This is a genomic window from Cupriavidus sp. (genome assembly GCF_057315035.1).
On sequence record NZ_DBHKYV010000032.1, the window covers coordinates 71,408 to 92,833 of the forward strand.

20 protein-coding genes are annotated in these 21,426 nt (G+C 64.3%); 11 read left to right on the forward strand and 9 right to left on the reverse strand.

Annotation, left to right across the window (positions count from 1 at the left end):
- Both ACO550_RS28925 and ACO550_RS28930 read right to left on the reverse strand, forming a co-directional pair.
- On the reverse strand, positions 1 to 174 hold a 174-nt coding region (locus ACO550_RS28925; protein ID WP_485995048.1), incomplete at its 3' end, for a DUF6691 family protein.
- Position 175: 1 nt separating this feature from the next.
- Positions 176 to 610: a YeeE/YedE family protein gene (locus tag ACO550_RS28930; protein WP_315595804.1), complete on the reverse strand. Its 435-nt coding sequence runs from the start codon at positions 608 to 610 to the stop codon at positions 176 to 178.
- A 157-nt stretch (positions 611 to 767) separates the two neighbouring features.
- Here ACO550_RS28930 and ACO550_RS28935 point away from each other — a divergent pair, with 157 nt between their 5' ends.
- The gene (locus ACO550_RS28935; RefSeq protein ID WP_315595805.1) at positions 768 to 1,820 is read left to right on the forward strand and encodes a patatin-like phospholipase family protein; all 1,053 of its coding nucleotides are present in this window, start codon (positions 768 to 770) and stop codon (positions 1,818 to 1,820) included.
- A gap of 12 nt (positions 1,821 to 1,832) precedes the next feature.
- Positions 1,833 to 3,299, forward strand: a complete 1,467-nt coding sequence (locus ACO550_RS28940; protein ID WP_315595806.1) for a GntT/GntP/DsdX family permease — start codon at positions 1,833 to 1,835, stop codon at positions 3,297 to 3,299.
- Positions 3,300 to 3,328: 29 nt separating this feature from the next.
- On the opposite strand, the gene ACO550_RS28945 is transcribed toward ACO550_RS28940, so the two are convergent.
- Positions 3,329 to 4,474 carry an oxidoreductase gene (locus tag ACO550_RS28945; RefSeq protein ID WP_315595807.1) on the reverse strand — a complete coding sequence of 382 codons (1,146 nt, stop codon included), beginning with the start codon at positions 4,472 to 4,474 and terminating at the stop codon, positions 3,329 to 3,331.
- 110 nt (positions 4,475 to 4,584) lie between these two features.
- Between ACO550_RS28945 and ACO550_RS28950 the strand changes: the two genes are divergently transcribed.
- Positions 4,585 to 5,457: a LysR substrate-binding domain-containing protein gene (locus ACO550_RS28950; RefSeq protein ID WP_315595808.1), complete on the forward strand. Its 873-nt coding sequence runs from the start codon at positions 4,585 to 4,587 to the stop codon at positions 5,455 to 5,457.
- A 15-nt stretch (positions 5,458 to 5,472) separates the two neighbouring features.
- On the opposite strand, the gene ACO550_RS28955 is transcribed toward ACO550_RS28950, so the two are convergent.
- Positions 5,473 to 5,985, reverse strand: a complete 513-nt coding sequence (locus tag ACO550_RS28955) for a cupin domain-containing protein (protein ID WP_315595809.1) — start codon at positions 5,983 to 5,985, stop codon at positions 5,473 to 5,475.
- A gap of 190 nt (positions 5,986 to 6,175) precedes the next feature.
- On the opposite strand from ACO550_RS28955, the gene ACO550_RS28960 reads away from it, so the two are divergent.
- The 5 genes from ACO550_RS28960 to ACO550_RS28980 all read left to right on the forward strand — a co-directional run bounded on the left by ACO550_RS28960 (position 6,176) and on the right by ACO550_RS28980 (position 11,706).
- On the forward strand, positions 6,176 to 7,084 hold the full coding sequence (locus ACO550_RS28960) for a DMT family transporter (protein ID WP_315595810.1): 909 nt from the start codon (positions 6,176 to 6,178) through the stop codon (positions 7,082 to 7,084).
- A complete protein-coding gene (locus ACO550_RS28965) occupies positions 7,068 to 7,877 on the forward strand; it encodes a helix-turn-helix domain-containing protein (protein ID WP_315595811.1) in 810 nt (269 codons plus the stop codon). Before ACO550_RS28960 ends, ACO550_RS28965 begins: the two co-directional genes overlap by 17 nt.
- Positions 7,878 to 7,987: 110 nt before the next feature.
- Entirely contained in the window at positions 7,988 to 10,216 is a 2,229-nt protein-coding gene (locus ACO550_RS28970) for a VTT domain-containing protein (RefSeq protein ID WP_315595812.1), read from the forward strand.
- A complete protein-coding gene (locus ACO550_RS28975) occupies positions 10,213 to 10,968 on the forward strand; it encodes an endonuclease/exonuclease/phosphatase family protein (protein ID WP_315595813.1) in 756 nt (251 codons plus the stop codon). The genes ACO550_RS28970 and ACO550_RS28975 overlap by 4 nt, the downstream gene beginning before the upstream one ends.
- A gap of 312 nt (positions 10,969 to 11,280) precedes the next feature.
- A complete protein-coding gene (locus tag ACO550_RS28980; RefSeq protein WP_315595814.1) occupies positions 11,281 to 11,706 on the forward strand; it encodes a hypothetical protein in 426 nt (141 codons plus the stop codon).
- 20 nt (positions 11,707 to 11,726) lie between these two features.
- On the opposite strand, the gene ACO550_RS28985 is transcribed toward ACO550_RS28980, so the two are convergent.
- The 3 genes from ACO550_RS28985 to cls form a co-directional block, all read right to left on the reverse strand.
- Positions 11,727 to 12,221, reverse strand: coding sequence for a hypothetical protein (locus ACO550_RS28985; protein ID WP_315595815.1), 495 nt, complete (start codon positions 12,219 to 12,221; stop codon positions 11,727 to 11,729).
- Positions 12,222 to 12,478: 257 nt separating this feature from the next.
- On the reverse strand, positions 12,479 to 13,138 hold the full coding sequence (locus ACO550_RS28990; RefSeq protein WP_315595816.1) for a TetR/AcrR family transcriptional regulator: 660 nt from the start codon (positions 13,136 to 13,138) through the stop codon (positions 12,479 to 12,481).
- Between the two features lie 102 nt (positions 13,139 to 13,240).
- Complete coding sequence (cls, locus tag ACO550_RS28995; RefSeq protein WP_315595817.1) at positions 13,241 to 14,674, reverse strand: cardiolipin synthase; 1,434 nt, start codon at positions 14,672 to 14,674, stop codon at positions 13,241 to 13,243.
- A 334-nt stretch (positions 14,675 to 15,008) separates the two neighbouring features.
- On the opposite strand from cls, the gene ACO550_RS29000 reads away from it, so the two are divergent.
- A complete protein-coding gene (locus ACO550_RS29000) occupies positions 15,009 to 15,779 on the forward strand; it encodes a response regulator transcription factor (RefSeq protein ID WP_315595818.1) in 771 nt (256 codons plus the stop codon).
- A 228-nt stretch (positions 15,780 to 16,007) separates the two neighbouring features.
- Positions 16,008 to 17,612, forward strand: coding sequence for a methyl-accepting chemotaxis protein (locus tag ACO550_RS29005; RefSeq protein WP_315595819.1), 1,605 nt, complete (start codon positions 16,008 to 16,010; stop codon positions 17,610 to 17,612).
- Positions 17,613 to 17,849: 237 nt separating this feature from the next.
- Here ACO550_RS29005 and ACO550_RS29010 read toward each other — a convergent pair whose 3' ends face one another.
- Entirely contained in the window at positions 17,850 to 18,113 is a 264-nt protein-coding gene (locus ACO550_RS29010; protein ID WP_485995047.1) for a hypothetical protein, read from the reverse strand.
- Positions 18,114 to 18,381: 268 nt separating this feature from the next.
- Between ACO550_RS29010 and ACO550_RS29015 the strand changes: the two genes are divergently transcribed.
- Positions 18,382 to 19,032, forward strand: a complete 651-nt coding sequence (locus ACO550_RS29015) for an HAD domain-containing protein (RefSeq protein ID WP_315595821.1) — start codon at positions 18,382 to 18,384, stop codon at positions 19,030 to 19,032.
- A 119-nt stretch (positions 19,033 to 19,151) separates the two neighbouring features.
- On the opposite strand, the gene ACO550_RS29020 is transcribed toward ACO550_RS29015, so the two are convergent.
- Positions 19,152 to 21,347: a TonB-dependent siderophore receptor gene (locus tag ACO550_RS29020; RefSeq protein ID WP_315595822.1), complete on the reverse strand. Its 2,196-nt coding sequence runs from the start codon at positions 21,345 to 21,347 to the stop codon at positions 19,152 to 19,154.
- Between the last annotated feature and the right edge of the window lie 79 nt (positions 21,348 to 21,426).

Here is a 21,426-nt window from a genome sequence, read left to right on the forward strand (position 1 = left end):
CAGGAATGCCAACGCCGCCACGCCCATTGCGCCGGCCATCACGAAGGCCAGCGATGGGTCCCACAGGCCGGCGAGATCGAGAAACCCCTTGACCTTGGCCGGGTTGGCCATGCCGGAGCCCATCAGCCCCACCGCGAATACGAAACCGGACAGGAAAGCGGTCAGCCACGCCATGTCAGCCTCCGATCAGGTGACGTTGCACGAAGACCGTGACGAAGCCCGCGGCCATGAACGTCAATGTGGCCACCAACGACCGCATCGAGCCGCGCGACAGCCCGCACACACCGTGTCCGCTGGTGCAGCCACTGGCATAGCGTGTGCCGACGCCCACCAGAAATCCTGCCACCAGCACCGTGCCCCATCCCGCGTCGACCTGCACCGCCGGCGCCATGTCCAGTGCCACGGACAGCAGCGGCGCCGCCAGCATGCCAGCCACGAATGCCAGGCGCCATGACTTGTCGCCGCGCGGCCAGCGCAGTAGCCCACCCACGATGCCGCTGATACCGGCGATCCGGCCGTTGAAAAACACCAGCAAGGCCGCCGCCAGGCCGATCAGCAGCCCGCCCACCAGCGACGCGACGGGGGTGAAATGTTGAAGGTCGATTTGCATGTCAGTTCATCGATGTCATGGCGCGCAAGTCTACGCCAAACCAGACACCCTGCTTCACCGGGCTTGCCTAAGTTGCACTGCACAACAAATAATGGAGCAGCGAGTGCCCCACGTATTGCAGCCTGCAACGAATCGATTTCGCATATCGGAGCATCGGATGAACGAGGATGGCGTGGACGCGGCAACCGCCGCGCGGCGGGACCCGTTACTGATCGACCTGGCGCTGCAGGGCGGCGGCGCCCATGGCGCGTTTACATGGGGCGTGCTGGACCGCCTGCTGGAAGAGCCATGGCTGCGCATCGATGGTATTTCCGGCACCTCGGCCGGCGCCATGAACGCGGCTGTGCTGGTGTATGGCCACGCGCTCAACGGGGTGGCCGGCGCGCGCGATGCGCTCCACGATTTCTGGCAGCGCGTATCCGATGCCGCGCGCTTCAGTCCGTTCCGGCGCAGCCCGCTCGACGTGATCCTGGGCCGCTGGACCCTCGACAACTCCCCGCTGTTCGTCGCCGCCGACCTGGCCGCACGCATCTGGTCGCCCTATGACCTGAACAAGGTCGGCAGCAATCCGCTGGCCGAAATCCTGCATGCCAGCATCGATTTCGAGGTATTGGCGCAGGCGCCGATCCATCTGTTCGTCACGGCCACCAATGTCGAGACCGGTCGTGGCCGCGTGTTCAAGAACGCGGAAGTCACCGCCAGCGTATTGCTGGCCTCGGCCTGCCTGCCAACCGTATTCCAGGCCGTGGAGATCGACGGCGTGCCGTACTGGGACGGCGGCTATGCCGGCAATCCCACCATTACGCCGCTGGTACGCGAATGCGAGTCGCGCGACACGATCCTGGTGCAGATCAACCCCGTGGAACGCGCCGGGGCGCCGCGCAGTGCTCGCGATATCGTGAGCCGGCTCAATGAAATCTCGTTCAATGCCACCTTGCTCAAGGAACTGCGCATGATCGCGGTGCTGCGGCGCGTGGCCGATCCTGGCGATGCCGAAGGCGCGCAATGGGCGGGCATGCGCATCCACCGGATTTCCAGCGAACGCATGGCCGAGTTCGGTTCGTCGTCGAAGATGAACGCGGAGTGGTCGTTCCTGTGCATGTTGCGCGATGAAGGCCGCGCGGCAGCCGAGCAGTTCCTGGCCGTGCACGGCGATGCGCTGGGGCAGCAATCCTCGTTCGAACTCGACGACCTGCTTCACGAGATCTAGGAGATCCGACTCATGGGCTTGCCAGGTATTGTCATCGCCCTCGCGGCGATGATCTGGATGGCGTTTCGTGGCTGGAGCATCCTGCTGATCGCACCCGCCGCGGCACTACTGGCCGCAGCCACTGCCGGAGAACCGTTGCTGGCCCACTGGACGCAGACGTTCATGGGCAGCGCGGCAGGCTTTGTCGCGCAGTTTTTCCCACTGTTCCTGCTGGGCGCACTATTTGGCAAGCTGATGGACGACAGTGGCTCGGTGAGCGCCATCGCGGACTGGATGACGCGCACGCTAGGCCCGCAACGCGCGATGCTGGCCGTGGTACTGGCCGGCGCGCTGCTGACCTATGGTGGCGTAAGCCTGTTCGTGGCGTTCTTTGTGCTGGCGCCGATGGCACACGCGCTGTTCCGCGCTGCCGATATCCCGCACCGGCTGATGCCAGCTGCCATTGTGCTGGGCACCTCGACGTTCACGATGTCGGCGCTGCCCGGCACCCCGGCCATCCAGAACGCCATTCCGATGCCGTTCTTCAGCACCACGCCATTCGCGGCGCCCGGGCTCGGCATCGTCGCCAGCCTGATCATGCTCACGTTCGGCATGTGGTGGCTGGCACGCGGTGAAGCGGCGGCCCGCCGTAATGGTGAAGGATACGGCGAAGGGTATGGCGCGGACGTATCGACCGGGGTCGATGAGGTTGCCGAGCGGCCGCTGATTCGCGAGCGCGCAAGCACCGCGCGGGAATTCGATCCGGCCGAAACCCTGCACGGCCGACGCAGCGTCGAAACACCGGGCGCATTGGTAGCGCTATTGCCGCTGGTGGTAGTGATCGGCGTGAATCTGACCATGAGCCTGGCCGTGCTGCCGCGTCTCGATGCCGATTATCTGGCGCTGCCAGAATGGGGCGCGACCTCGCTGCAGGCAGTGGGCGGCGTATGGTCGGTAATCGTGGCACTGGCCGCAGCCATCGTGTGCCTGGTGCTGCTGAATTACCGCCGCCTGCCCGCGCTACGCGACAGCATGGGCGCTGGTGCCCATGCCGCCGCGCTGCCCGTGCTCAGCGTGGCCAGTCTGGTCGGTTTTGGTTCCGTAGTGGCCGCGCTACCCGGCTTTGCGCTGGTGCGTGACTGGGTCTTGTCGATCGAAGGCGGGCCGCTGGTGTCGCTGGCGATTGCCACCAATGTGCTGTCAGCGTTGACGGGTTCCGCTTCAGGCGGGCTGACCATTGCGCTTGACGCGCTCGGCGGCACCTATCTAACGCGGGCGCTCGAGATCGGCCTGGACCCCGGGGTATTGCACCGCGTGGCCGTAATGAGCGCCGGCACGCTCGACACCCTGCCGCACAATGGCGCGGTCGTGACGCTACTGGCCGTCTGCGGCGCCACCCATCGGCAAAGCTATGGCGGCATTGTGATGGTCGGCATCGTCGGACCATTGCTGGCCCTGGTGGCGGTGATCGCGCTGGCAACGCTGGTCGGCTCGTTCTGAACCGACCAGCGTTGCGCGCTGGATCGGGCTCAGGCCGATTGCACGCGATAGCGTTCGAGCCAATGCGCGTACGGCGCGGGCAGTACCCACGACGGGCGTTCCAGGCCAAGCTTCATGGCGGTCTGGTACGGCCAGTGCGGATTGGACAGCAGCGCACGACCCACCATCACCAGGTCCATCTGTTCCTGCTCCACCACACGATTGGCGATCACGGGATCGTCGATACCCCACGATGACGCCACCGGCAGGCCGGCTTCACGCCGCACACGTTCGGAGATCGGCGCGAGGAATGCCGGACCCCAGGGGATCTGTGCGTCGGGCGTGGAAAAACCGACGCTGACGTTCAGCATGTCGAGTCCGCCTTCACGCATGGCGCGCACGAGTTCGATCGATTCCTTGAGCGTCTGCTCGTCGTTGCCGTCGTACTCGATCACGCCAAAGCGCGCGGTCAGCGGCAGGTTGGCCGGCCACACCTCGCGCACCGCCGCGAGCGTTTCCAGCATGAAACGGCCACGCCCGATCGCATCGTTGCCATAGGCATCGGTGCGCTGGTTGCCATGGGTCGAGAAAAAGCTCTGCGCCAGGTATCCGTGGGCAAAATGCAGTTCGAGCCATTGGAAGCCGGCATCACGCGCACGACGGGCCGCAGCGACGAAATCGGCCTGGACGCGTGCGATATCGTCCTGCGTCATGGCCTCAGGGGTCCTGGGCAGATGTGCGCCGAACGCCTTGGCAGATGGGCCGATCGGCGTCCATCCGCGTGCATCGTCGGCCGGGATGTGATCGTCACCTTCCCATGGGCGATTGGCGCTGGCCTTGCGGCCGGCATGCGCAATCTGGATGCCCGGCACGGCGCCACCAGCCTTGATCGCGGCCGCGATGCGCGCCATGCCAACCGCCTGCTCGTCATTCCACAAACCCGTGCAGCCCGGCGTGATACGGCCTTCCGGCGATACGGCCGTGGCTTCGACGATCACCAGGCCAGCACCGCCACGCGCCAGGCCGGTGTAATGCGACAGATGCCAGTCATTGGTCAGGCCATCGGTGGCGCTGTACTGGCACATCGGCGGCACCGCGATGCGGTTGCGCAGTGTGACGTCCTTGAGCGTGAACGGGGTGAACAGGGCTGGAACGGCTGAGGCTGCTTGATTTGCGGGACTTGCGGTTGTGCTCATGATCTGGTGAGGTTGCGAGTTGCAGTGCAGCAATCTTACGAGTTCGAGCCTATAATGAAAACCGACTTCCCGTTATCAGGTCAATAAGACTTCGTTATATTGAATCCGCAATGTTGAATCCCCAATGGCTCCGTTCATTTGCGATGCTGGCCCAGGCCGGCAGCTTCACGGGCGCGGCCGATGAACTTGGACTTACCCAGGCGGCGGTCAGCCAGCACATCCGCCATCTTGAAGAAGCCTTGGGCCCACTGCTGATTCGCCGCCCGCGAGCGCTCGAACTGACACCGGCCGGCAAGGCGCTGCTTGAGTACTGTGGCGACATGGAGCAGGCCAATGAACGCTTGCGCGTGCGGCTGGCCGACGATGGCGCCTCGGGGCTGGTCAGCCTGATCACGCCCGGCAGCATTGGCCTGTTCCTCTACCCACGCCTGCTTGACCTGCAGGGCGAGACACCGGGACTGATCATCCGCCACCGCTTTGCGCCCGATGCCGAAGTGCTCGAAGGCGTGCTGCAGAACCGTTACGACGTAGGCCTGGTGTCGCTGAAGCCCGATGACGCACGGCTGGCGGCAAGCCCATTCAGCGAGGAGCCGCTGGAACTGGTGTATCCGGCCACCGAATCGATCGAGAGCTGGACTGACCTGGAACGCATCGGCTTTGTCGATCACCCGGACGGCAAGGCCATGGCAAGCCGCCTGCTAAGCCGTCACTATCCGGGCAACCCGGGCGTACAGACCCTGCCCTGCCGTGGTTTCAGCAACCAGGTGGGCCTGATGCTCGAACCCGTGGCACGCGGCTTCGGCTTCACGGTGATCCCGCGCTATGCGCGCCAGGCTTTCGTGCAGGAAACCCGGATCAAGGTCCTGGATTGCAAGATGCCGGTGATCGACAAGCTCTGGCTGATCCACCGTTCCGAATGGTCGCTGTCGCCGCGCGCGGCACGCGTGGTCGAGTACCTGCGCAAGCAGGTCAAGACAGTCTGAGCGCGGGGCCTTGGACTACGCGCGGCCGAGCCGGCCAATCAACGCGGCTTGTTCGGGATGCGATGCCACCAGTTGCGCCACGTCAGCCAGTTCGAATTCGCTGAATTCGAAGCCTGGGGCCACGGTGCAGCCAGCCAGCGCATAGCCGGCCGAGCCCGGCACACGCTCCGCCGCGAACCAGCAGCCGGCCGGCACCACCGCCTGGAATACGGCACCCGGAGCTGTCAGCGGATTGCCAAGCCGGTGCGTGACCAGCCTGCCTTCCAACGTAAGCACATGCACATCGATGGCATCGCCGGCGTAGAAATGCCACGCTTCGTCGGCACGAATGCGGTGCCATGCGGACCATGCATCATTGCAAAGCAGGTAGTAGATGGCTGTAGAGGCAGACCGCTCCGCACCGTCGGCAAGCCGCGTGACGCGCGCGTTATCGCGGTAGGTTTCGCGATAGAAGCCACCTTCCGGGTGCGGCGTCAGCCCGAGGTCGTCGATCAGGCGTTGTTGCGGGCTAATTGTGGAATCGGGCATGAGGCGAACAATAGGCTGCATGAGGCGATATGGGGCATTGGGAGCGTGACGCGCTCGCACGTTACCTCAAAATCGTCGTCACGCTGCAGGATTTGCCAAGACATCGCTGCCACCGGCGGTTAGCCTGTCAGACAATTTCCCGGAATCCGGCCACGGCATATGCCTGGCCCTTGTCTGCTGTCTACCCAAGATGTCGCGCTCCGTTCCTGCCTGGCTGCCCGCCATGGCCTTTGTCCTGATCTGGTCCACCGGCTTTATCGTCGGCAAGGCCGTGGTGCCGGTGGCCGATACCAGCCTGTTCCTGCTGGCCCGCTTTGCGCTGGCCGCGCTGCTGTTCACCATTGTCGCCATCGCGGGCCGCGCCACGTGGCCACCGCTGGCGCAGGTGCCGCGTCACCTGCTGGCCGGTGCGCTGATGCAGGGCATCTACCTGTGTGCCGGCTACGGCGCGGTAGCCCACGGCATGTCCCCGTCGATCATGGCCCTGCTGGGTGCCTTGCAGCCGTTGCTGACCGCGCTGCTTGCCATTCCGCTGCTTAGGGAGCACCCTTCATCACGCACGTGGCGCGGCCTTGGCCTGGGCGCGCTGGGCGTGGCTCTGGTAGTCTTGCCAGCCATGCAGGCCAGCGCGCCGCACGCAGTATCGCCGTGGATCGTGCTGGTCGGCATACTGGCCATACTCTCCATCACCATGGGTACCCTGCTCCAGAAAACCTCGATCGCCCGCGCGGATATCCGCGCCAGCTCAGCCTGGCAGAATGCCGGCGCCCTGCTTGTGGCCGGCGTGGTGGTCTGTGTATCGGGCGGCCCCGGCATGCTGCGCTGGGAAGCCGGCCCGACACTGTGGCTATCGCTGGCGTGGGCCGCGTTTGTACTCTCGGGAATCGGCACCTGGCTGTTGTTGCGGCTGGTGCGCCAGGGCCAGGCCGCCAACGCCGCCGCACTGATGTTCCTGGCGCCGCCACTGGCTGCGGTCCAGGCCGCGCTGCTGTTCGGCGATCATCTCGGCCCGCTACAGTGGCTCGGGATGGGCGTGGCCGGCATGGGTGTCTGGCTGTGCCAGACGCACGCAAAACCGCGTCATGCCGAAGCTCGTTGAACACGCCTCGCCGCTGGTCGAGCCGCGCCGCTATCAACGGCGGCCGTTCGGGCATGCGCACGACTATCATCAACTGCTGTTTGGCGTCGATGGCGAAATCGAGCTCGAGATCGACGGACACGCCTACCGCGTGGACAACGGCCACGGCCTGGTGATCCCGGCCGGCGAGCATCACCTGTGCGCGGGACTGACCCGCAATCTGCAACTCGTGGCCGATTTCCCGGCCAGTTCCGTGGCCTTGCCCGCGCGAATAATGGCCCGGCCGCGCACGTTCTCGATGGACGGCGCCTTTGCCGCGCGCGTGCGGACGCTGGCCACGCTGCAGCAGGCCTCGCCCAACCTGCCACCCCAGTACGCGTGGCAACAGGCCGCTGCGCTGGCCGGCGGCCTTTCGTCGATGCTGGGACTCGAAGAACGCCATGACGTCGCCACGCCCAACGCGGCGCATTTCCCGGTCATGGCCGTCGACCACTATCTGCGTGCGCACCTGGATGCGCCTCTGCGTGTCGATCAGCTTGCGGCCCGCGTCGGCTGGGGTGCCCGACGCTTCCACACATTGTTCTGCGAAGCATTTGGCGACACGCCTCACGGCTACCAGACCCGCCTGCGCCTGGACCAGGCCGTGCAATGGCTGATGGCCGGCAGCATGCCGCTGGCCGATATTGCCCATGGGGTCGGTTATCCGGACCAGACCACGTTTACGCGCGCGTTTGCCCGGCGTTTCGGCAAACCGCCTGGCGCATGGCGCAGTGCTGCCGTCGACGCCACTGCCTGCGCAACCACCTCCTGCTAGCCGGCAAGTTTTACAAAGGCAAGTAAGGCGCACACTGCGCAAGTAGCGGGCATCTTACGCCGCGCCTGTTTGCGCCGTCGGTACGAATCTTGCGCGGCGTACCCTTCGCCATGACAAACGATGCCGAACGCTCCCTGCTCCGTCCGGGCCACAATTGCTGGCGCGTGGAACCTTGCCAGCGCTTTGCCATGCTGGTCGATGCCGATGCGTACTTCAGCGCTTTACGGCAAGCGTTGACGCGCGCAGAACACAGCGTATTCATCCTCGGTTGGGATATCGACAGCCGTATGCGCCTGTCTCCCGACGACCCGGCCGATGGCCTGCCGGCCGAACTGCGCGACTTCCTCAACGCGTTATGCCGGCGCAAGCGCGGACTGCGCATCTATGTTCTGAGCTGGGACTACGCGATGGTGTTCGCGCTCGAACGCGAATTCCTGCCGGCCGCGCGCCAGCACTGGCAAACCCACCGCCGGCTGTCGTTCTGCCTCGACGGCAATCATCCGGCCGGTGCCTCGCATCATCAGAAGATCGTGGTCATCGACCACCAGGTGGCCTTCGTGGGCGGCCTCGACCTGACGATCCGCCGCTGGGACACCCATCATCACCTGGCCGACGAACCGCGCCGCGCGGACCCCGACGGCAAACCCTATGCGCCGTTCCACGATGTGCAGTGCATGGTCGATGGGGCCGCGGCACAAGCGCTGGGCGAACTCGCGGCAGAACGCTGGCTGCGCGCGACGGGCCGTCACCCACGCGTACCCGACATCCGTAACCACTACAGCGCGGGCACCGCCGATCGGTGGCCCACGCAAGTGGCACCCGATGTCACCGACGTATCGGTGGGCATCAGCCGCACGTTTCCCCCACGCGATGACACGCCCGCGGTCAGCGAGATTCGTGAGCTCTACACCGATGCCATCGCCAGCGCGCGTGACACGCTCTACCTTGAAAACCAGTACTTCAGTTCCGGCCTGATTGCCGATGCTTTCGCGGCGCGGCTGCGCGAGCCGGACGGCCCCGATATCGCGCTGGTGTCACGCCGCACCGAAAGCGGCTGGCTGGAGGAAGCGAGCATGGGCGTATTGCGCGCGCGACTCTACCGTGGCCTGCGCGAGGCCGATCCTCAGGGGCGCTTCCAGCTCTATTGCCCGCATGTACCGGGCCTCGGTGATGCCTGTGTCAACGTCCACAGCAAGGTCATGACCGTGGACGACCGCTTGCTGACCATCGGCTCCGCCAACCTGAGCAACCGGTCGTTCGGGCTCGACACCGAATGCAATCTTTCGATCGAAGCATGCGGCGACACACGCATTGCCGCCGTAATTGCCAGCATGCGCAACCGGCTGCTGTGCGAGCACCTTGCGGTAACGCCCGATGCCTTGACCCAGGCGATGGATGCGCACCCGCGCCTGAACCTGGCGCTGGCTGCACTGCATCGTCGCGACGGCCGCACCTTGCAGCCATTCGTACCGACCGTTCCGGACGATATCGATGCAGCATTGCCCGATGCCACGCTGCTCGATCCGATGGAGCCGATCGACACCGACCAGCTCATGGCCGAGTTTGTCAGCCACGAGGCACGCCCGCGCGTGGCCAGCCGCGTGGCGATGCTGGTGGCCTTTGCCTTGCTGCTGGCCGGCGTGGCGTTTGCGTGGCGCTATACGCCGCTGCGCGCATGGGCTGACTTCCGCCATCTGCTGGCACTGGTGCAACGCGTGGACGACATGCCGTTCGCGCCGCTGGCAATGATGGGAACGTTTGTGCTCGGCGGCCTCGTAATGTTTCCCGTGACGGTGTTGATCGTCGTAACGGTGGTGGTGTTCGGCCCCTTGTATGGCGGAGCCATTGCGCTCGGCGGAACCGTACTCAGCGCCGCGGCCGGATACACCGCCGGCCGCCTGCTCGGCCGCAATGCCGTGCAGCGGTTTGGCGGCCGGCGCCTGAACCGGCTTAGCCAGCAGGTCAGCCAGCATGGGCTGCTGGCCATGGTGGTATTGCGGCTGGTGCCAGTTGCGCCATTCACGCTGGTCAATCTCGTGGTGGGCGCATCGCGCATACGCTTGCGCGACTGCCTGCTGGGCACCGCCATTGGCATGTCGCCAGGCATCGTCCTGTCGGCATCGCTGGTGGACCGCATTGCGGCTGCCGCACGTAATCCGGGCGCCGCCACGTTTGCATGGCTGGCACTGGTGCTGCTGATACCGGCGGGCGTCTGGTGGGTCTTGCGCCGCCGCCGGCAGCGGCGCGATAACCCGTCGAAGCGCGACCATCGTCACGACACTTCACGTGCCGATCATTCGCGCTGCACGCATGCCGCATCTGGCGAGGGCGTACGGTGAACGCACCGGCACGCACTGCGGCGCTGCATGCGGAGATTGCGGTGGCGAGCTACAACATCCACGGCGGTGTCGGTACCGATGGGCACTTCGTGCCAAACCGGATCAGCGACGTGCTCTGCGAACTGCGCGCGGACCTGATTGCCTTGCAGGAAGTGGAAACGCGTGCCACGGGCTTCGACATGCTGCGCTTCCTGTCCGCCCGCACCGGCCTGCATGCGATTCCGGGGCCGACGCTGGTGCGCGACACCGGCGACTATGGCAACGCCTTGCTGACGCGCTACGCACCATTGAGCGTGCGCCATATCGATCTCAGCGTAAAAGGCCGTGAACCGCGCGGCGCCATCGATGCGCAACTGGCATGTAGCGCGATGGAATCGGGCACCTTCGCATTGCGCGTGATCGCCACCCACCTGGGCCTGCGTCCAAGCGAACGCCGCTGGCAGGTGCGGCGCCTGCTGACCGCGCTGGCCGAAACGCCCGCACAACCGACCATCCTGCTCGGCGATGTCAACGAGTGGTTCCTGTGGGGCCGGCCGCTGCGCTGGCTGCATGCGTATTTCGAACGCACGCCTCACGTAGCAACCTTTCCGTCGCGATATCCGGTGCTTGCACTCGACCGTATCTGGACTTCGCCACGCGCGCATTTGGTGGCCGTCTCAAGTCATCGCAGTGCATTGGCCCGGCTCGCTTCCGATCATCTGCCGCTGCTGGCCCGTATGCGGCTGACATCGCCCACATCACTCATGTCCTGATCACTGCTGTACATCACCGCCGTACTCGGGATCGCGCATGCCTGACCGACGCTGCACTGCAATGCGGACATATGCTGCAACGCAAGTCCCACATGGCCGGCATGCTTTGCCGCAGGGCCGCAATACGGGTATTTCGCTAGGCAGTCGCGCTAGATTGGGGCCATGCCGCTGCCTATACTGACTTGCGCACCGTACATCTCTTCGAGCTTGAATGTGTGCGACCAATAACAACGGGCAGGCGAATGGGTGGCCCCGGGAGGACGCCGCGGATGATCATGTCAATTGCGCCTGCCCATGAACAGGAAAGTGGAGATGGGCATGCCCAGCGAACAGTTCCTTGCTACCCAGGAAACCCGCCGCTCGGGGCTACGTGCCTTGCGTGCGGCATTGCTCGAGGTGCACAAGGAAGTCATTGGCTACGACCGTGGCCAGTATGAGAGATTGCATGGCCCGATTCCCGCAGGTCAGTTTGTACAACTGGTGACCGAGGAATCGTTTTTTCGCTGGCTCGATCCGTTGTCGCGGTTGATCATCGAGATCGACGAAGAGCTCGATGGCGACGAACATCATGACGAGACCTGCCGCGCCGTGGCCGGCGCCACGCAGAAGCTGTTCAGTGAACGCGGCGAAGCGGCGTTTCGCCAACGCTATCAGGAAGCGTTGCAGGACGAGGCATCAGTGACCGTGGCACACGGCCGGCTGATGTCGGTCATCGGCCAGTTGCGGCAGTTGCCGTAGTGTCCTGGGTGGCGTGCATCTCAACGATGCCCGCCACCGCCACCGCCGCGCCCGGCACCCCTGCCGCCACCGCCGCCGCGGTAGCCGCCTCCGTACGCGCCACCGTAGCCACCATAGCCACGATAGCCGCCGTATCCGTGGTAGCCGCCGCCATAGCCTCCATAGCCACCGCGATAGCCGTAGTAGCCATGGCCGCGATAACCGTAGTAACCGCGGTATCCGTAGTACCCCCGATACCCGCAACAGCCATAGCCTAGCCACACGCTGCCATAACCATAGCCATACGTTGGCCATGAGGCGTAGCCATACGGATAACCGTAGGGATAACCGCTGTAGTTGCCGTAGTAGTAGTTCGGGTATCCGTTGTAGAAGGTGCCGTAGTAATTGATCGGGTAGCTACTGTCGTAGTAACCGTAGCCCGACGCGACGTCATAACCCGGATACCAGACGCATCCGCCCAGCATGAGCGCCATCCCCGCCACGACCACAGGCATTTTCCTGCGTACGCCACTCATTGCCGGTCTCCCGCGATTCCTGCCTGACGAGCCCGATTGCGGCCCGCCCGCATGACTTAGACACCGAGCCAGCCCACAAATCCAGAATAGTCTGCACTACTTTCAGAATATTCCGATTCTCGAACCAGAAACGTCTTCTTACACTGCGCCTCACCCGTGCAATACGGGTGACCCAGACGAGTTCAGGGTTGACCCCTCCCCTGATACTCATGCTTCGGATGCCACGCGGTTCCCCGCCATGTGGCATCCTTTTTTCCTCACGCTTTTTCCTGCAGTCCATTCTCGACCATTTCGAGCAGCCGCTGTCCGATCGTGGCAGCCTGCTCCCTGGCATGCGCGCGCAGCGGTCCGTCGATCAGCAACACCGCCAGGCCATGTACCGCGGACCACGCGATATATTCCGCGCCGGGGCGCCGTATCTCGGTCAGCAAACCGGCCTCGACCCATCGGTCAAGTGCCGCGCCAAGCAGTTCGAACGGATTCAGGCCGCTGTTGCCGGCCTTGGCGGGATCCGCGTCACCCTCGGCATCGTCCGGTACCGAGAATGCGGTACGAAACAGCCCGGTTTCGGCCAGCGCATACCGCAGGTATCCGGTGCCTACCGCACGCAGGCTGCCGCGCGCACGTTCCGCTGCCGATGCATCGGCAGGGATGGTCGCCAGTTCGGCCTCCATGGCCATCGCCAGGCCCGAAAGCGCGGACGCGCGCACGGCCTGCAGCAAATCCTGCCGGTTGGCAAAGTGGCGGTAGGCGGCATTCGGCACCACACCGGCGCGGCGCGTGGCCTCACGCAATACGATCGCATCGGGGCCGCCGTGCCGGGCCAGGTCGATGCCGGCTTCCAGCAATGCACGGCGCAGGTCACCATGCCGGTAAGTGGTGCGGGTGGGAGGCGTTGCGGCAGCGATACGGGTCATGTCAGCTCCCAAGTGAACAATGTCCACGTCATCTCCAAATGATAGTAGACAGTGTACACAAATACCGCCACTTCCTGACTTCGGATCGTCCCAGCCTACCTGCTAAAGAATCGGTGCGAACAGTTTCGCGACATGCATCGCCACGCGCAGCATGGCTGGCGATTTCAGGAAATCATTGCCGTCGATCTGGCGCGCCTGGGCAAAATCGGCTTCCAGCATGCGCGCCACATCCGCCGCGAACGCCGGATGCGCGGTCATCACCATCAGTTCGAAGTTCAGACGGAACGAGCGGTTGTCGAGATTGGCCGTGCCTACCGCGGCCGCCTCATCGTCGATCAGGATGACCTTCTGGTGCAGGAAGCCAGGCTGGTAGCGATAGACCTTCACCCCGGCGCGAATCGCCTGGTATGCGTAGATCGTGGAGGCGCCGTATACCACGAGGTGATCCGGCCGCGACGGAATCAGGATGCGCACGTCGACGCCGCGCAGCACTGCGAGACGCAACATGGCAAAGACCGCTTCATCGGGCACGAAGTACGGCGAGGTCATCCAGAGCCGGCGCGTGGCGGACTGGATCGCCTCCACAAAGAACAGCGAGCAGGTTTCCTGCGGATCGGCCGGCCCCGACGGCACCACCTGGCACACCATGTCGCCCGCCGGGCGGGACGGCGGGGTCATCAGGTAGGGCACCTCACGCGCCGCCCAGTACCAGTCTTCGGCAAACGCCATCTGCAGGTCCAGCACCGCACCGCCGCGGATCTCGATATGCGTGTCGCGCCAAGGTGCCAACGGAGGCCGTTTGCCAAGATATTCGTTGCCGACGTTGTGCCCGCCCACGAATGCGCTGGCCCCGTCCACGACCACCAGCTTGCGATGATTGCGGAAGTTCAGCTGGAAACGATTGACGAACCCCGGATGGGTCGAGAACGGGCGAGCTTCCACGCCAGCCTGCTGCAGGACGCGGACATAGCCGCGTCCCAGCGCATGGCATCCAATGCTGTCGTAGAGAAAGTAAACCTTGACCCCTGCCTGGGCACGCTCGCACAGGCGGCGCTGCAACGCACGGCCCAGTTCGTCGTCATGCACGATGAAGAACTGCACCAGCACCTGCTGGGTCGCGGCATCGATCGCCGCAAAGATGGCCTCGAACGTGGCATCGCCATTGATCAGCAGACGCACATGGTTGTTGGACAGGCATGGAATGCCGGTCAGGTTGGGCAGCGCCCGCATGCAGGCCTGTTCCGGCACGCGTACGACACTGGCGCCAAGCGCCTTGCGCTCCTGCACGGTCATGCCCTGGCGGATCTCGCGCAACCGGTCATTGTTGAAGCGGCGGGCGTTGACATAACCGGCGAAACGGCTGCGCCCGAAGATCAGGTACGGGATCAGCGCGAAGTACGGCATCATCACCAGAGAGCCGGCCCACGCAATCGCGCCAGGCGCCGTACGCACCGTGATGACCGCATGCAATGCCGCGATGACCCCCACGATGTGGAAGGCGAAGATGATCTCGGCGATGACGCTTGGACTCAGCATAGGCAGTTGCCACCTGAACGGCCCGGACACGATGAGCCATATTCTGGCATAGCGCGTCGCTTAAACGCACCGATCGTCACACATCACCACACATCGCAACCCCCTGCCTATTTTTTAGTCAGGCCGACGCCCTCCCCGCCCTGCGCCCGGCCTCCGGGTTCTCCCCAGAGGTTATCCACAAATTCTGTGGATAACGCCGCGCAGTAAAAACACGCTGGACAGCGACATGGCAACCGTCCCTTTAAAGGAATGCCGATTGTTCCGCTCATGCCCCGTCGATACGCTGCGACGTGTTTATCCATTTCAATGCATTTTGCCTGTTCGATAGCGTCGTATGAATCCCCAGACCAATATTGCGCTGCTGGCCAGCCGCGCCTCTCCTCTCCATCCGATGCGGGAACTGCTCTCCATCGCTGGTTTCCAATGCAGCGTCTTCCAGGCCGGTCGTGACCTGATCCATGATCTGGACCACGACAAATACGACATGCTGCTGATCGATCGGGATCTGCCCGACATCTCCGCCATCGACGTGGTTCGCGCCGTGCGCGCGGTGCGCAACCGCGACGTGCCGATCGTGATGTTCTCCGGCGAGAACAATGACGACGACATGGTGGAGGCGCTCGATGCCGGCGCCGACGACTATGTGGTGCGCCCGCTCAGCGCACGCGTACTGCTGGCACGCATTGCCGCACTGCGCCGGCGGCTCGCGGGCACCCGGCTACGCGCCAACATGCCGCTGCGCGCCGGTCCCTACGAACTCAACAACCCGGGCCGCTATGCCACGCTGAATGGCGAGCGCATCCCGATGACGCCAAAGGAGTTCGACCTCGCGATGCTGATGTTCGCCAATGCCGGGCGCATCCTGGGCAGCCAGCGTATCGAGAATACGATCTGGGGCCATGACCTGCCCCCATCCTCGCGCGCGTTGGCCGGGCTGGTCTCGCGCATGCGGCGCACACTCAATCTGTGCGCCGAGAACGGCGTGACGGTCACCGTCGTATACGCACAGGGTTACCGGCTCGACATTCTTGACAATGCAGCCCGTGAAGAACTTACCCGCCGTCGCGTGCCGTTTGACGATACCAACGTATCGGCGGGCTACTAGCGCTCGAGCTCATCTCAAACTCCCACCTGCGCGACGATCACCTGTCGCCTTGCAACCCCGTCACTTTCAAAATGTCATCCAGCTGTCATCAAGGTAGACGAGGATCATGCGGCACTGCAGCAGGACCGCCCCCGACGGACTGCATTCCCATCCTCGCAAGAGGGCCGGCCTGCCGCAGCGTTCCGGGTCATGGCATGGCGGGGCAGTGCCCCGAAGGGAGTCTTATTCGTGTTGCAAGCCATCAAGCTGGGGTTGCCTGGACGGCGGGGTAATTCCATATGGCAAGGACTGGCGCGGCTGCCGCTGGTCGTGCGGCTCTGCGCCGCTTTCGTGCTGGTCTACGCGTTCGGCGCCATCGTGGGACTGACTGGCATTGTCAATCTGATCGATCTGAAACGCGACACCGACACGCTGTATCAGCGCGACATGCGCGGCGCCATCTCCGCCGAGCGTGCACAGGCGTCACTGGCGCAACTGGGCCGCGCACAGCTGTCACTGACGGCGGCTACCAGCACAGCCGAGCGCGACACCGCCGCCAACGATATTGCACAGGCACTGAAACACCTCGATGCCGCGGTCGATGGCGTACGCAGTGCCGCGCCCACGCAGGCGCAATCGCTGCAAACGGAACGTGCCGCTACTGGCGAACTCGTGACCCGCTATGTCGAACTGATCCGCAAGCAGCCGCTCGACGCGCTGCAGTTCGATGCCTCGGTCTCCATCGACAGTCATTTCCTGGGCGAACAACTGCAGAAGCTTGGCGCGCTGATTGAAACCACGCGTACCGCGCTGGCCCGGCAGGCAGCCGATACAGTGGCCGGCGTGGCTGCGGCACAGCTCATGGCGCAAACGGTCATGGGCGCTTTGCTCGTGGCAAGCCTGATCGCCGCAGGCGCGCTGGCGTGGATCGCCGCGCGTAGCCTGACGCGCGAACTCGGCGGCGAGCCGCGCGAGGCGGCGGCCGTGGCCAACCGCATCGCCGGTGGCGACCTGACGGCACGGATCACGCTGCGCCGCAACGACGATGCCAGCCTGCTGTTCAACCTGGCTGGCATGCGCGACGAACTGGCTGGCGTACTGGCACGTATCCAGCAGTGTGCACATGAGATTTCCGCGGCCAGCAACGGCATTGCGCACGGCAACCAGGAACTGTCGACGCGAACCGCCACGCAGGCCGCTGCCTTGACCGAAGCCGCGGCCAATGTCGCGCGTCTTACCTCACTGGTCCAGCAGGCTCACGCCCAGGCACAGGAGTCCAGCAACATGGCCAGCCGCGCGCGCGAAGCCACCGGTGCCGGCATGGCGGCGGTGCGCGACATGAGCGGCGCCATGGCCAACGTTCATGCGCAGTCGCGCAATATCTCGGACATCGTCGCTGTCATCGAAGGAATTGCTTTCCAGACCAATATCCTGGCGCTTAACGCTGCCGTCGAGGCTGCGCGTGCGGGCGAAGCCGGGCGCGGCTTTGCCGTGGTGGCGCAGGAGGTGCGTGCGCTGGCGCAGCGCAGTGCCACCGCCGCGCGCGAGATTGGCGGCATCATCGGCGATGCCGCCAAGGAAATTGCACGCGGCGCCGATCTCAGCGCGCGCGTGGAAGGTGCGATGTCGGGAATCGATGCCGCCGTCAATCACAGCCATACGCTGGCCGCGGAACTGCGCACGCTGGCCGATGAACAGGCCAACGGCATTCGCACGGTCAGCGAGGCACTCGCGCAACTGGAGCAGACCAGCGCCGACAATGCCCGGCTCGTGGATGTGGTGACGGACCAGGCCGCGCGCCTCGATCGCCAGTCCGCTGCCCTTGAAGGCGACGTTGCGCGCTTTCAGTTCTAGCCCGCCGTCCTGCAGACGCTATTTTTCGCAGACGCTACCGCACTGCCACAAACGCGGGTGCCGTGCCCACCGGCCGGCATCCGCGCCGCTTCATTTTTCCTTCCCTGCGCCGTAAACAATGATGTTCCGATTTGCGATCGCGAGCTGCCTCGCTAGCATCACCGCTGGCGCCTGTGCCCGCGACGCGGCCGGCCGAAAACATCGATCAACGCAGGCGTGGAAACGGAAAGCACAATGCTACGCAAGGCAGCGCAGGACGATACATCGTTCCATGAGGAGTTCGAGAATGCGGGCCGTGACTGGGCACCGCGCCTGCGGCCTTGTGGAACCTGCCATGCCTGCGAGCGGCCGGTCGGTCAAGCCGACCTGTTCTGTGGCATTCCTTGCCAATACGCTTTCGAGCATTTCGAAATGCAATTGCTGCGCAAACGGTAGCCAGCCCTCCAGTAAGCCACCCTCACCGTCGCACGCGGCGGCGTTCTGTGTCAGCCCTACGAACATTTCCTTTCAAATTCCTGTCAACCAGGTTCGATCACCGCCCGTTGAGGCGTGCATTACGGCAATTTCCGCATGCGGATCAGGCCGGAATCCAAGGCCTGGCGCGGCAGGTGTGTCCGCGAGAAACAATTAGGAGAAAGGGGTAACCGGCATTTACGAGTCACGCGAGCAAGTTACACAACTGTTGCACTTCTGCACATTTTGTGTCGCCTTTCTCACGCAAAAGCCGGATACGCTTGATTCATCCCATCACCGATTCACACGAGAAATCATGTCTGAACGCCTCATCATGCTGGACGTACCCGGCGTCCTGTATTCGGACCGCTCCGCTGCCCGCCTCGGCGGTACGCCAGATACGGGAACACTGCGCGATGTCAGGTTTTTCGACCCCATCGCACTTGGCTTCCTGCGCCGCCTGTTCGGCATTGCCGGTGCACGCGTGGTGGTCTCCGACGCCTGGCGTCGCGGCACCCCGGCGGCGATCTTCCAGCAACTGGACCTGCAGGTCGAAGGCATGACGCCGCCGGTGGCCGGCGGTCATGGCGCGGAGATCGACGCATGGTTTGGCCAGCGCGCCGCGCCGGGTGCATGGGTCATCCTGTCGACCGCTCCCGCCGCGACGTTCACCGAAGCCCAGCGTGCCCGCCTGGTGCAGGTAGACCCGCGCGAAGGCCTGACCGTTGACAACTTCCGCCAGGCACTCGACATCCTCGGTGTGGCCTGCCCGTCCACCGTCACGCCAGATTCGCGCGTCGAGCCCGGCCTCAAGGCCAAGCTGCGCCACCTGCAACGCCTGGCCCGCGAAGCGCCCGAGCGCTTCCTGCCGGCCCCCGCCGCCGATGAAGCGCGCGAACAAGCCATGGCCGTCGCCGTGGCCAGCCTGACCGGCAAACGCCTGGAACCATCGGCAATTCACGCCTGAGCGCAGCGAGCAAGAAAGAAGGAACGATAAAACAAAAACGGCCGCAAGCAATTGCGGCCGTTTTTGCATTTCAGGTCCTGCTGCGCTGCATCAGGATCCTGCGCGTCAACTCACCATCGTCAGTAGTCGACCGTCATCGACAACTTGAAGGTACGCGGGTTGCCAACTACCAGGTAGCCGCCGTACGACGAAGCCCAGTAGTCCTTGTCGGCCAGGTTCTCGACCGATGCACGCACCGTGTAGCGCAGTTGCGCGGCCTTGAATGCGTAGCGGGCGCCCAGGTCAAAGCGGTTCCACGATGGCAGGCTGATCGTGTTGGTGGCATTGGCCTGCTGGCGGCCGGTCTGGATATAGCGACCCGATACGGTCAGGCCCGGCACAAACGGCAGGTCATACTCGGCGCTCGCGGTCAGCGTGTAGTTCGGTACGCCGATCGCGTCCTTGCCTTCGGTCAGCGCGTTGCCGGTATTCGACATCTTCGTGTCGATGTAGCCAACGCCGCCCAGCAGGCGCAGGCCACGCAGCGGCTCACCAAACACACTCCACTCGACGCCACGGTTGCGCTGTTCGCCGGCCACCACGAACAGGTTGGTGGTGCCATCGGTAAAGCCATTCGGCTGCTTGATCTGGAAGAACGCCAGCGTGGTGCCGAACTTGCCCGCATCGTACTTCACGCCCACTTCGTCCTGCTTGGACTTGATTGGCGGGAACGTCTCATTGCGGTTGGCGGCGGTCGTCGGCGGCGTCGGCCCCTGCGCCAGCCCCTCAATGTGGTTGTAGTACACCGACAGATTCTGCAGCGGCTTGACCACGAGGCCAAACATCGGCGACGTTGCGGTAGCGCTATAGGGCGTTACCGCGCTGGTGTTGTACGCGTAGTTGCGCACGTTGATGACCTGATGGCGCACGCCAGCAGTCAACAGCACACGATCGTTCAGGAAGCCCATCGTGTCGGACACCGACACACCGTTCAGGTTGGTGCGGCCCGTCACCTGCGGATCGGTCATGCTGCTGGCCGCGATCCACGTCGCCGGCCGGTCCACCGCGGGAGCATCGTAGAGATTCGTGGCGAACGAACGCGACAGTTCGTAGGCCGAGCGCTTTTCCTGCTCCAGCCCGGACCAGCCCAGGTTCACGCTGTGCTTGACCGGCCCCGTTACGAAGCGGCCACGGATACCCACTTCGCCAGTGGTCGTATCCTGCTTGAACGGCACGCTCAACCGCGACGCCGTACCAAAGCCGTTGTTGCCTACCGTAGCGCCACTGTAGTTGCCGATCTCGTTGCTGTGGTGCATGCCGAACGCGGCATAGGCAGTCCAGTCCTTCGTCAAATCGTACTCGGCGCGAATCGTGCCCCAGGTATCTTCCAGCGACGAGCTGGTCCACTGCTGCGCAAAGTTGGTCGATGCCGACGGCACCCGTGGCAACGCGGTGCCGTTGAGCTGGATCGTACCGCGGCCCTGCTGCACTACCTGCCTCTGGTAACCGAAGTCGGCATTGACGCGCAATGCGTCGCCCTGGTAGTCCAGCCCCACCGTCAGCAGGCGCTGCTGACGATCCTCCTTGTCGATCGGGGTCTCGCCACCACGTGCCATGGCGTTGACACGAACCCCGAACTGTTTGGCATTGCCAAAGCGGCGGCCCACGTCCACGGCACCGCCCACCTGCGCATTGCTCGTGTAGTCGATCGTGGCCTGCGTGATCGGTGCGGCGGTCGCGTACTTCGGCACGAGGTTGATGCCGCCGCCAATGCCAGTGCCGCTTGGCGATACACCGTTCAGGAACGCACTGGCGCCACGGAAGGTTTCCACGCGGTCGACCGCTTCGGCCGAGGCCAGCTGGCGCGGCGCGATACCGTACAGGCCATTCCAGCCGATATCGTCGCTATTGAGCTGGAAGCCGCGCACCATGAAGGTCTCGGAAAAATTCCCGAAGCCGTAGCTGGTGCGGATAAACGGATCGTCGGCCAGTACGCCGGCAATGCTGCGTGCCTGCTGGTTCTGGATCGCTTGCGACGTGTACGTGGTCATGCTGAACGGCACGTCCATGAAGTCCTGGTTGCCAAGCACGCCAAGACGGCCGCCGCGCGCAACCTGTCCGCCGGCATAAGGTGCGGGCAGTTGATCCGGCGCGGCTTCGCCACGCACTGTGACCGTGGGCAGCGTCTGCTGCGCTGACGATGCGGCAGGCGCATCGGCTTCCTGCGCAAACGCCAAAGTCGGCAATACGCCCGCTGCGGCAAGCATGGCAACGAGGTGACGCAGGCGCGTGCGGGATGCGTGCGATGCACGCGCACGAGGTACGGCAAAAAACAAGGTACAGCTCCCAAAGAAAAACAAAACCCCTGCACCGCAGCGCGTGGCTGCGGCGGACAGGCATGACCCGGGTTGATCT

What these genes read in the sequence shown, in the direction of transcription:
- ACO550_RS28930 (WP_315595804.1), bottom strand. Translation starts at nt 610, where the DNA reads ATGCAAATCGACCTTCAACATTTCACCCCCGTCGCGTCGCTGGTGGGC.
- ACO550_RS28935 (WP_315595805.1), top strand. Translation starts at nt 768, where the DNA reads ATGAACGAGGATGGCGTGGACGCGGCAACCGCCGCGCGGCGGGACCCG.
- ACO550_RS28940 (WP_315595806.1), top strand. Translation starts at nt 1,833, where the DNA reads ATGGGCTTGCCAGGTATTGTCATCGCCCTCGCGGCGATGATCTGGATG.
- ACO550_RS28945 (WP_315595807.1), bottom strand. Translation starts at nt 4,474, where the DNA reads ATGAGCACAACCGCAAGTCCCGCAAATCAAGCAGCCTCAGCCGTTCCA.
- ACO550_RS28950 (WP_315595808.1), top strand. Translation starts at nt 4,585, where the DNA reads ATGTTGAATCCCCAATGGCTCCGTTCATTTGCGATGCTGGCCCAGGCC.
- ACO550_RS28955 (WP_315595809.1), bottom strand. Translation starts at nt 5,985, where the DNA reads ATGCCCGATTCCACAATTAGCCCGCAACAACGCCTGATCGACGACCTC.
- ACO550_RS28960 (WP_315595810.1), top strand. Translation starts at nt 6,176, where the DNA reads ATGTCGCGCTCCGTTCCTGCCTGGCTGCCCGCCATGGCCTTTGTCCTG.
- ACO550_RS28965 (WP_315595811.1), top strand. Translation starts at nt 7,068, where the DNA reads ATGCCGAAGCTCGTTGAACACGCCTCGCCGCTGGTCGAGCCGCGCCGC.
- ACO550_RS28970 (WP_315595812.1), top strand. Translation starts at nt 7,988, where the DNA reads ATGACAAACGATGCCGAACGCTCCCTGCTCCGTCCGGGCCACAATTGC.
- ACO550_RS28980 (WP_315595814.1), top strand. Translation starts at nt 11,281, where the DNA reads ATGGGCATGCCCAGCGAACAGTTCCTTGCTACCCAGGAAACCCGCCGC.
- ACO550_RS28985 (WP_315595815.1), bottom strand. Translation starts at nt 12,221, where the DNA reads ATGAGTGGCGTACGCAGGAAAATGCCTGTGGTCGTGGCGGGGATGGCG.
- ACO550_RS28990 (WP_315595816.1), bottom strand. Translation starts at nt 13,138, where the DNA reads ATGACCCGTATCGCTGCCGCAACGCCTCCCACCCGCACCACTTACCGG.
- cls (WP_315595817.1), bottom strand. Translation starts at nt 14,674, where the DNA reads ATGCTGAGTCCAAGCGTCATCGCCGAGATCATCTTCGCCTTCCACATC.
- ACO550_RS29000 (WP_315595818.1), top strand. Translation starts at nt 15,009, where the DNA reads ATGAATCCCCAGACCAATATTGCGCTGCTGGCCAGCCGCGCCTCTCCT.
- ACO550_RS29010 (WP_485995047.1), bottom strand. Translation starts at nt 18,113, where the DNA reads ATGTTCGTAGGGCTGACACAGAACGCCGCCGCGTGCGACGGTGAGGGT.
- ACO550_RS29015 (WP_315595821.1), top strand. Translation starts at nt 18,382, where the DNA reads ATGTCTGAACGCCTCATCATGCTGGACGTACCCGGCGTCCTGTATTCG.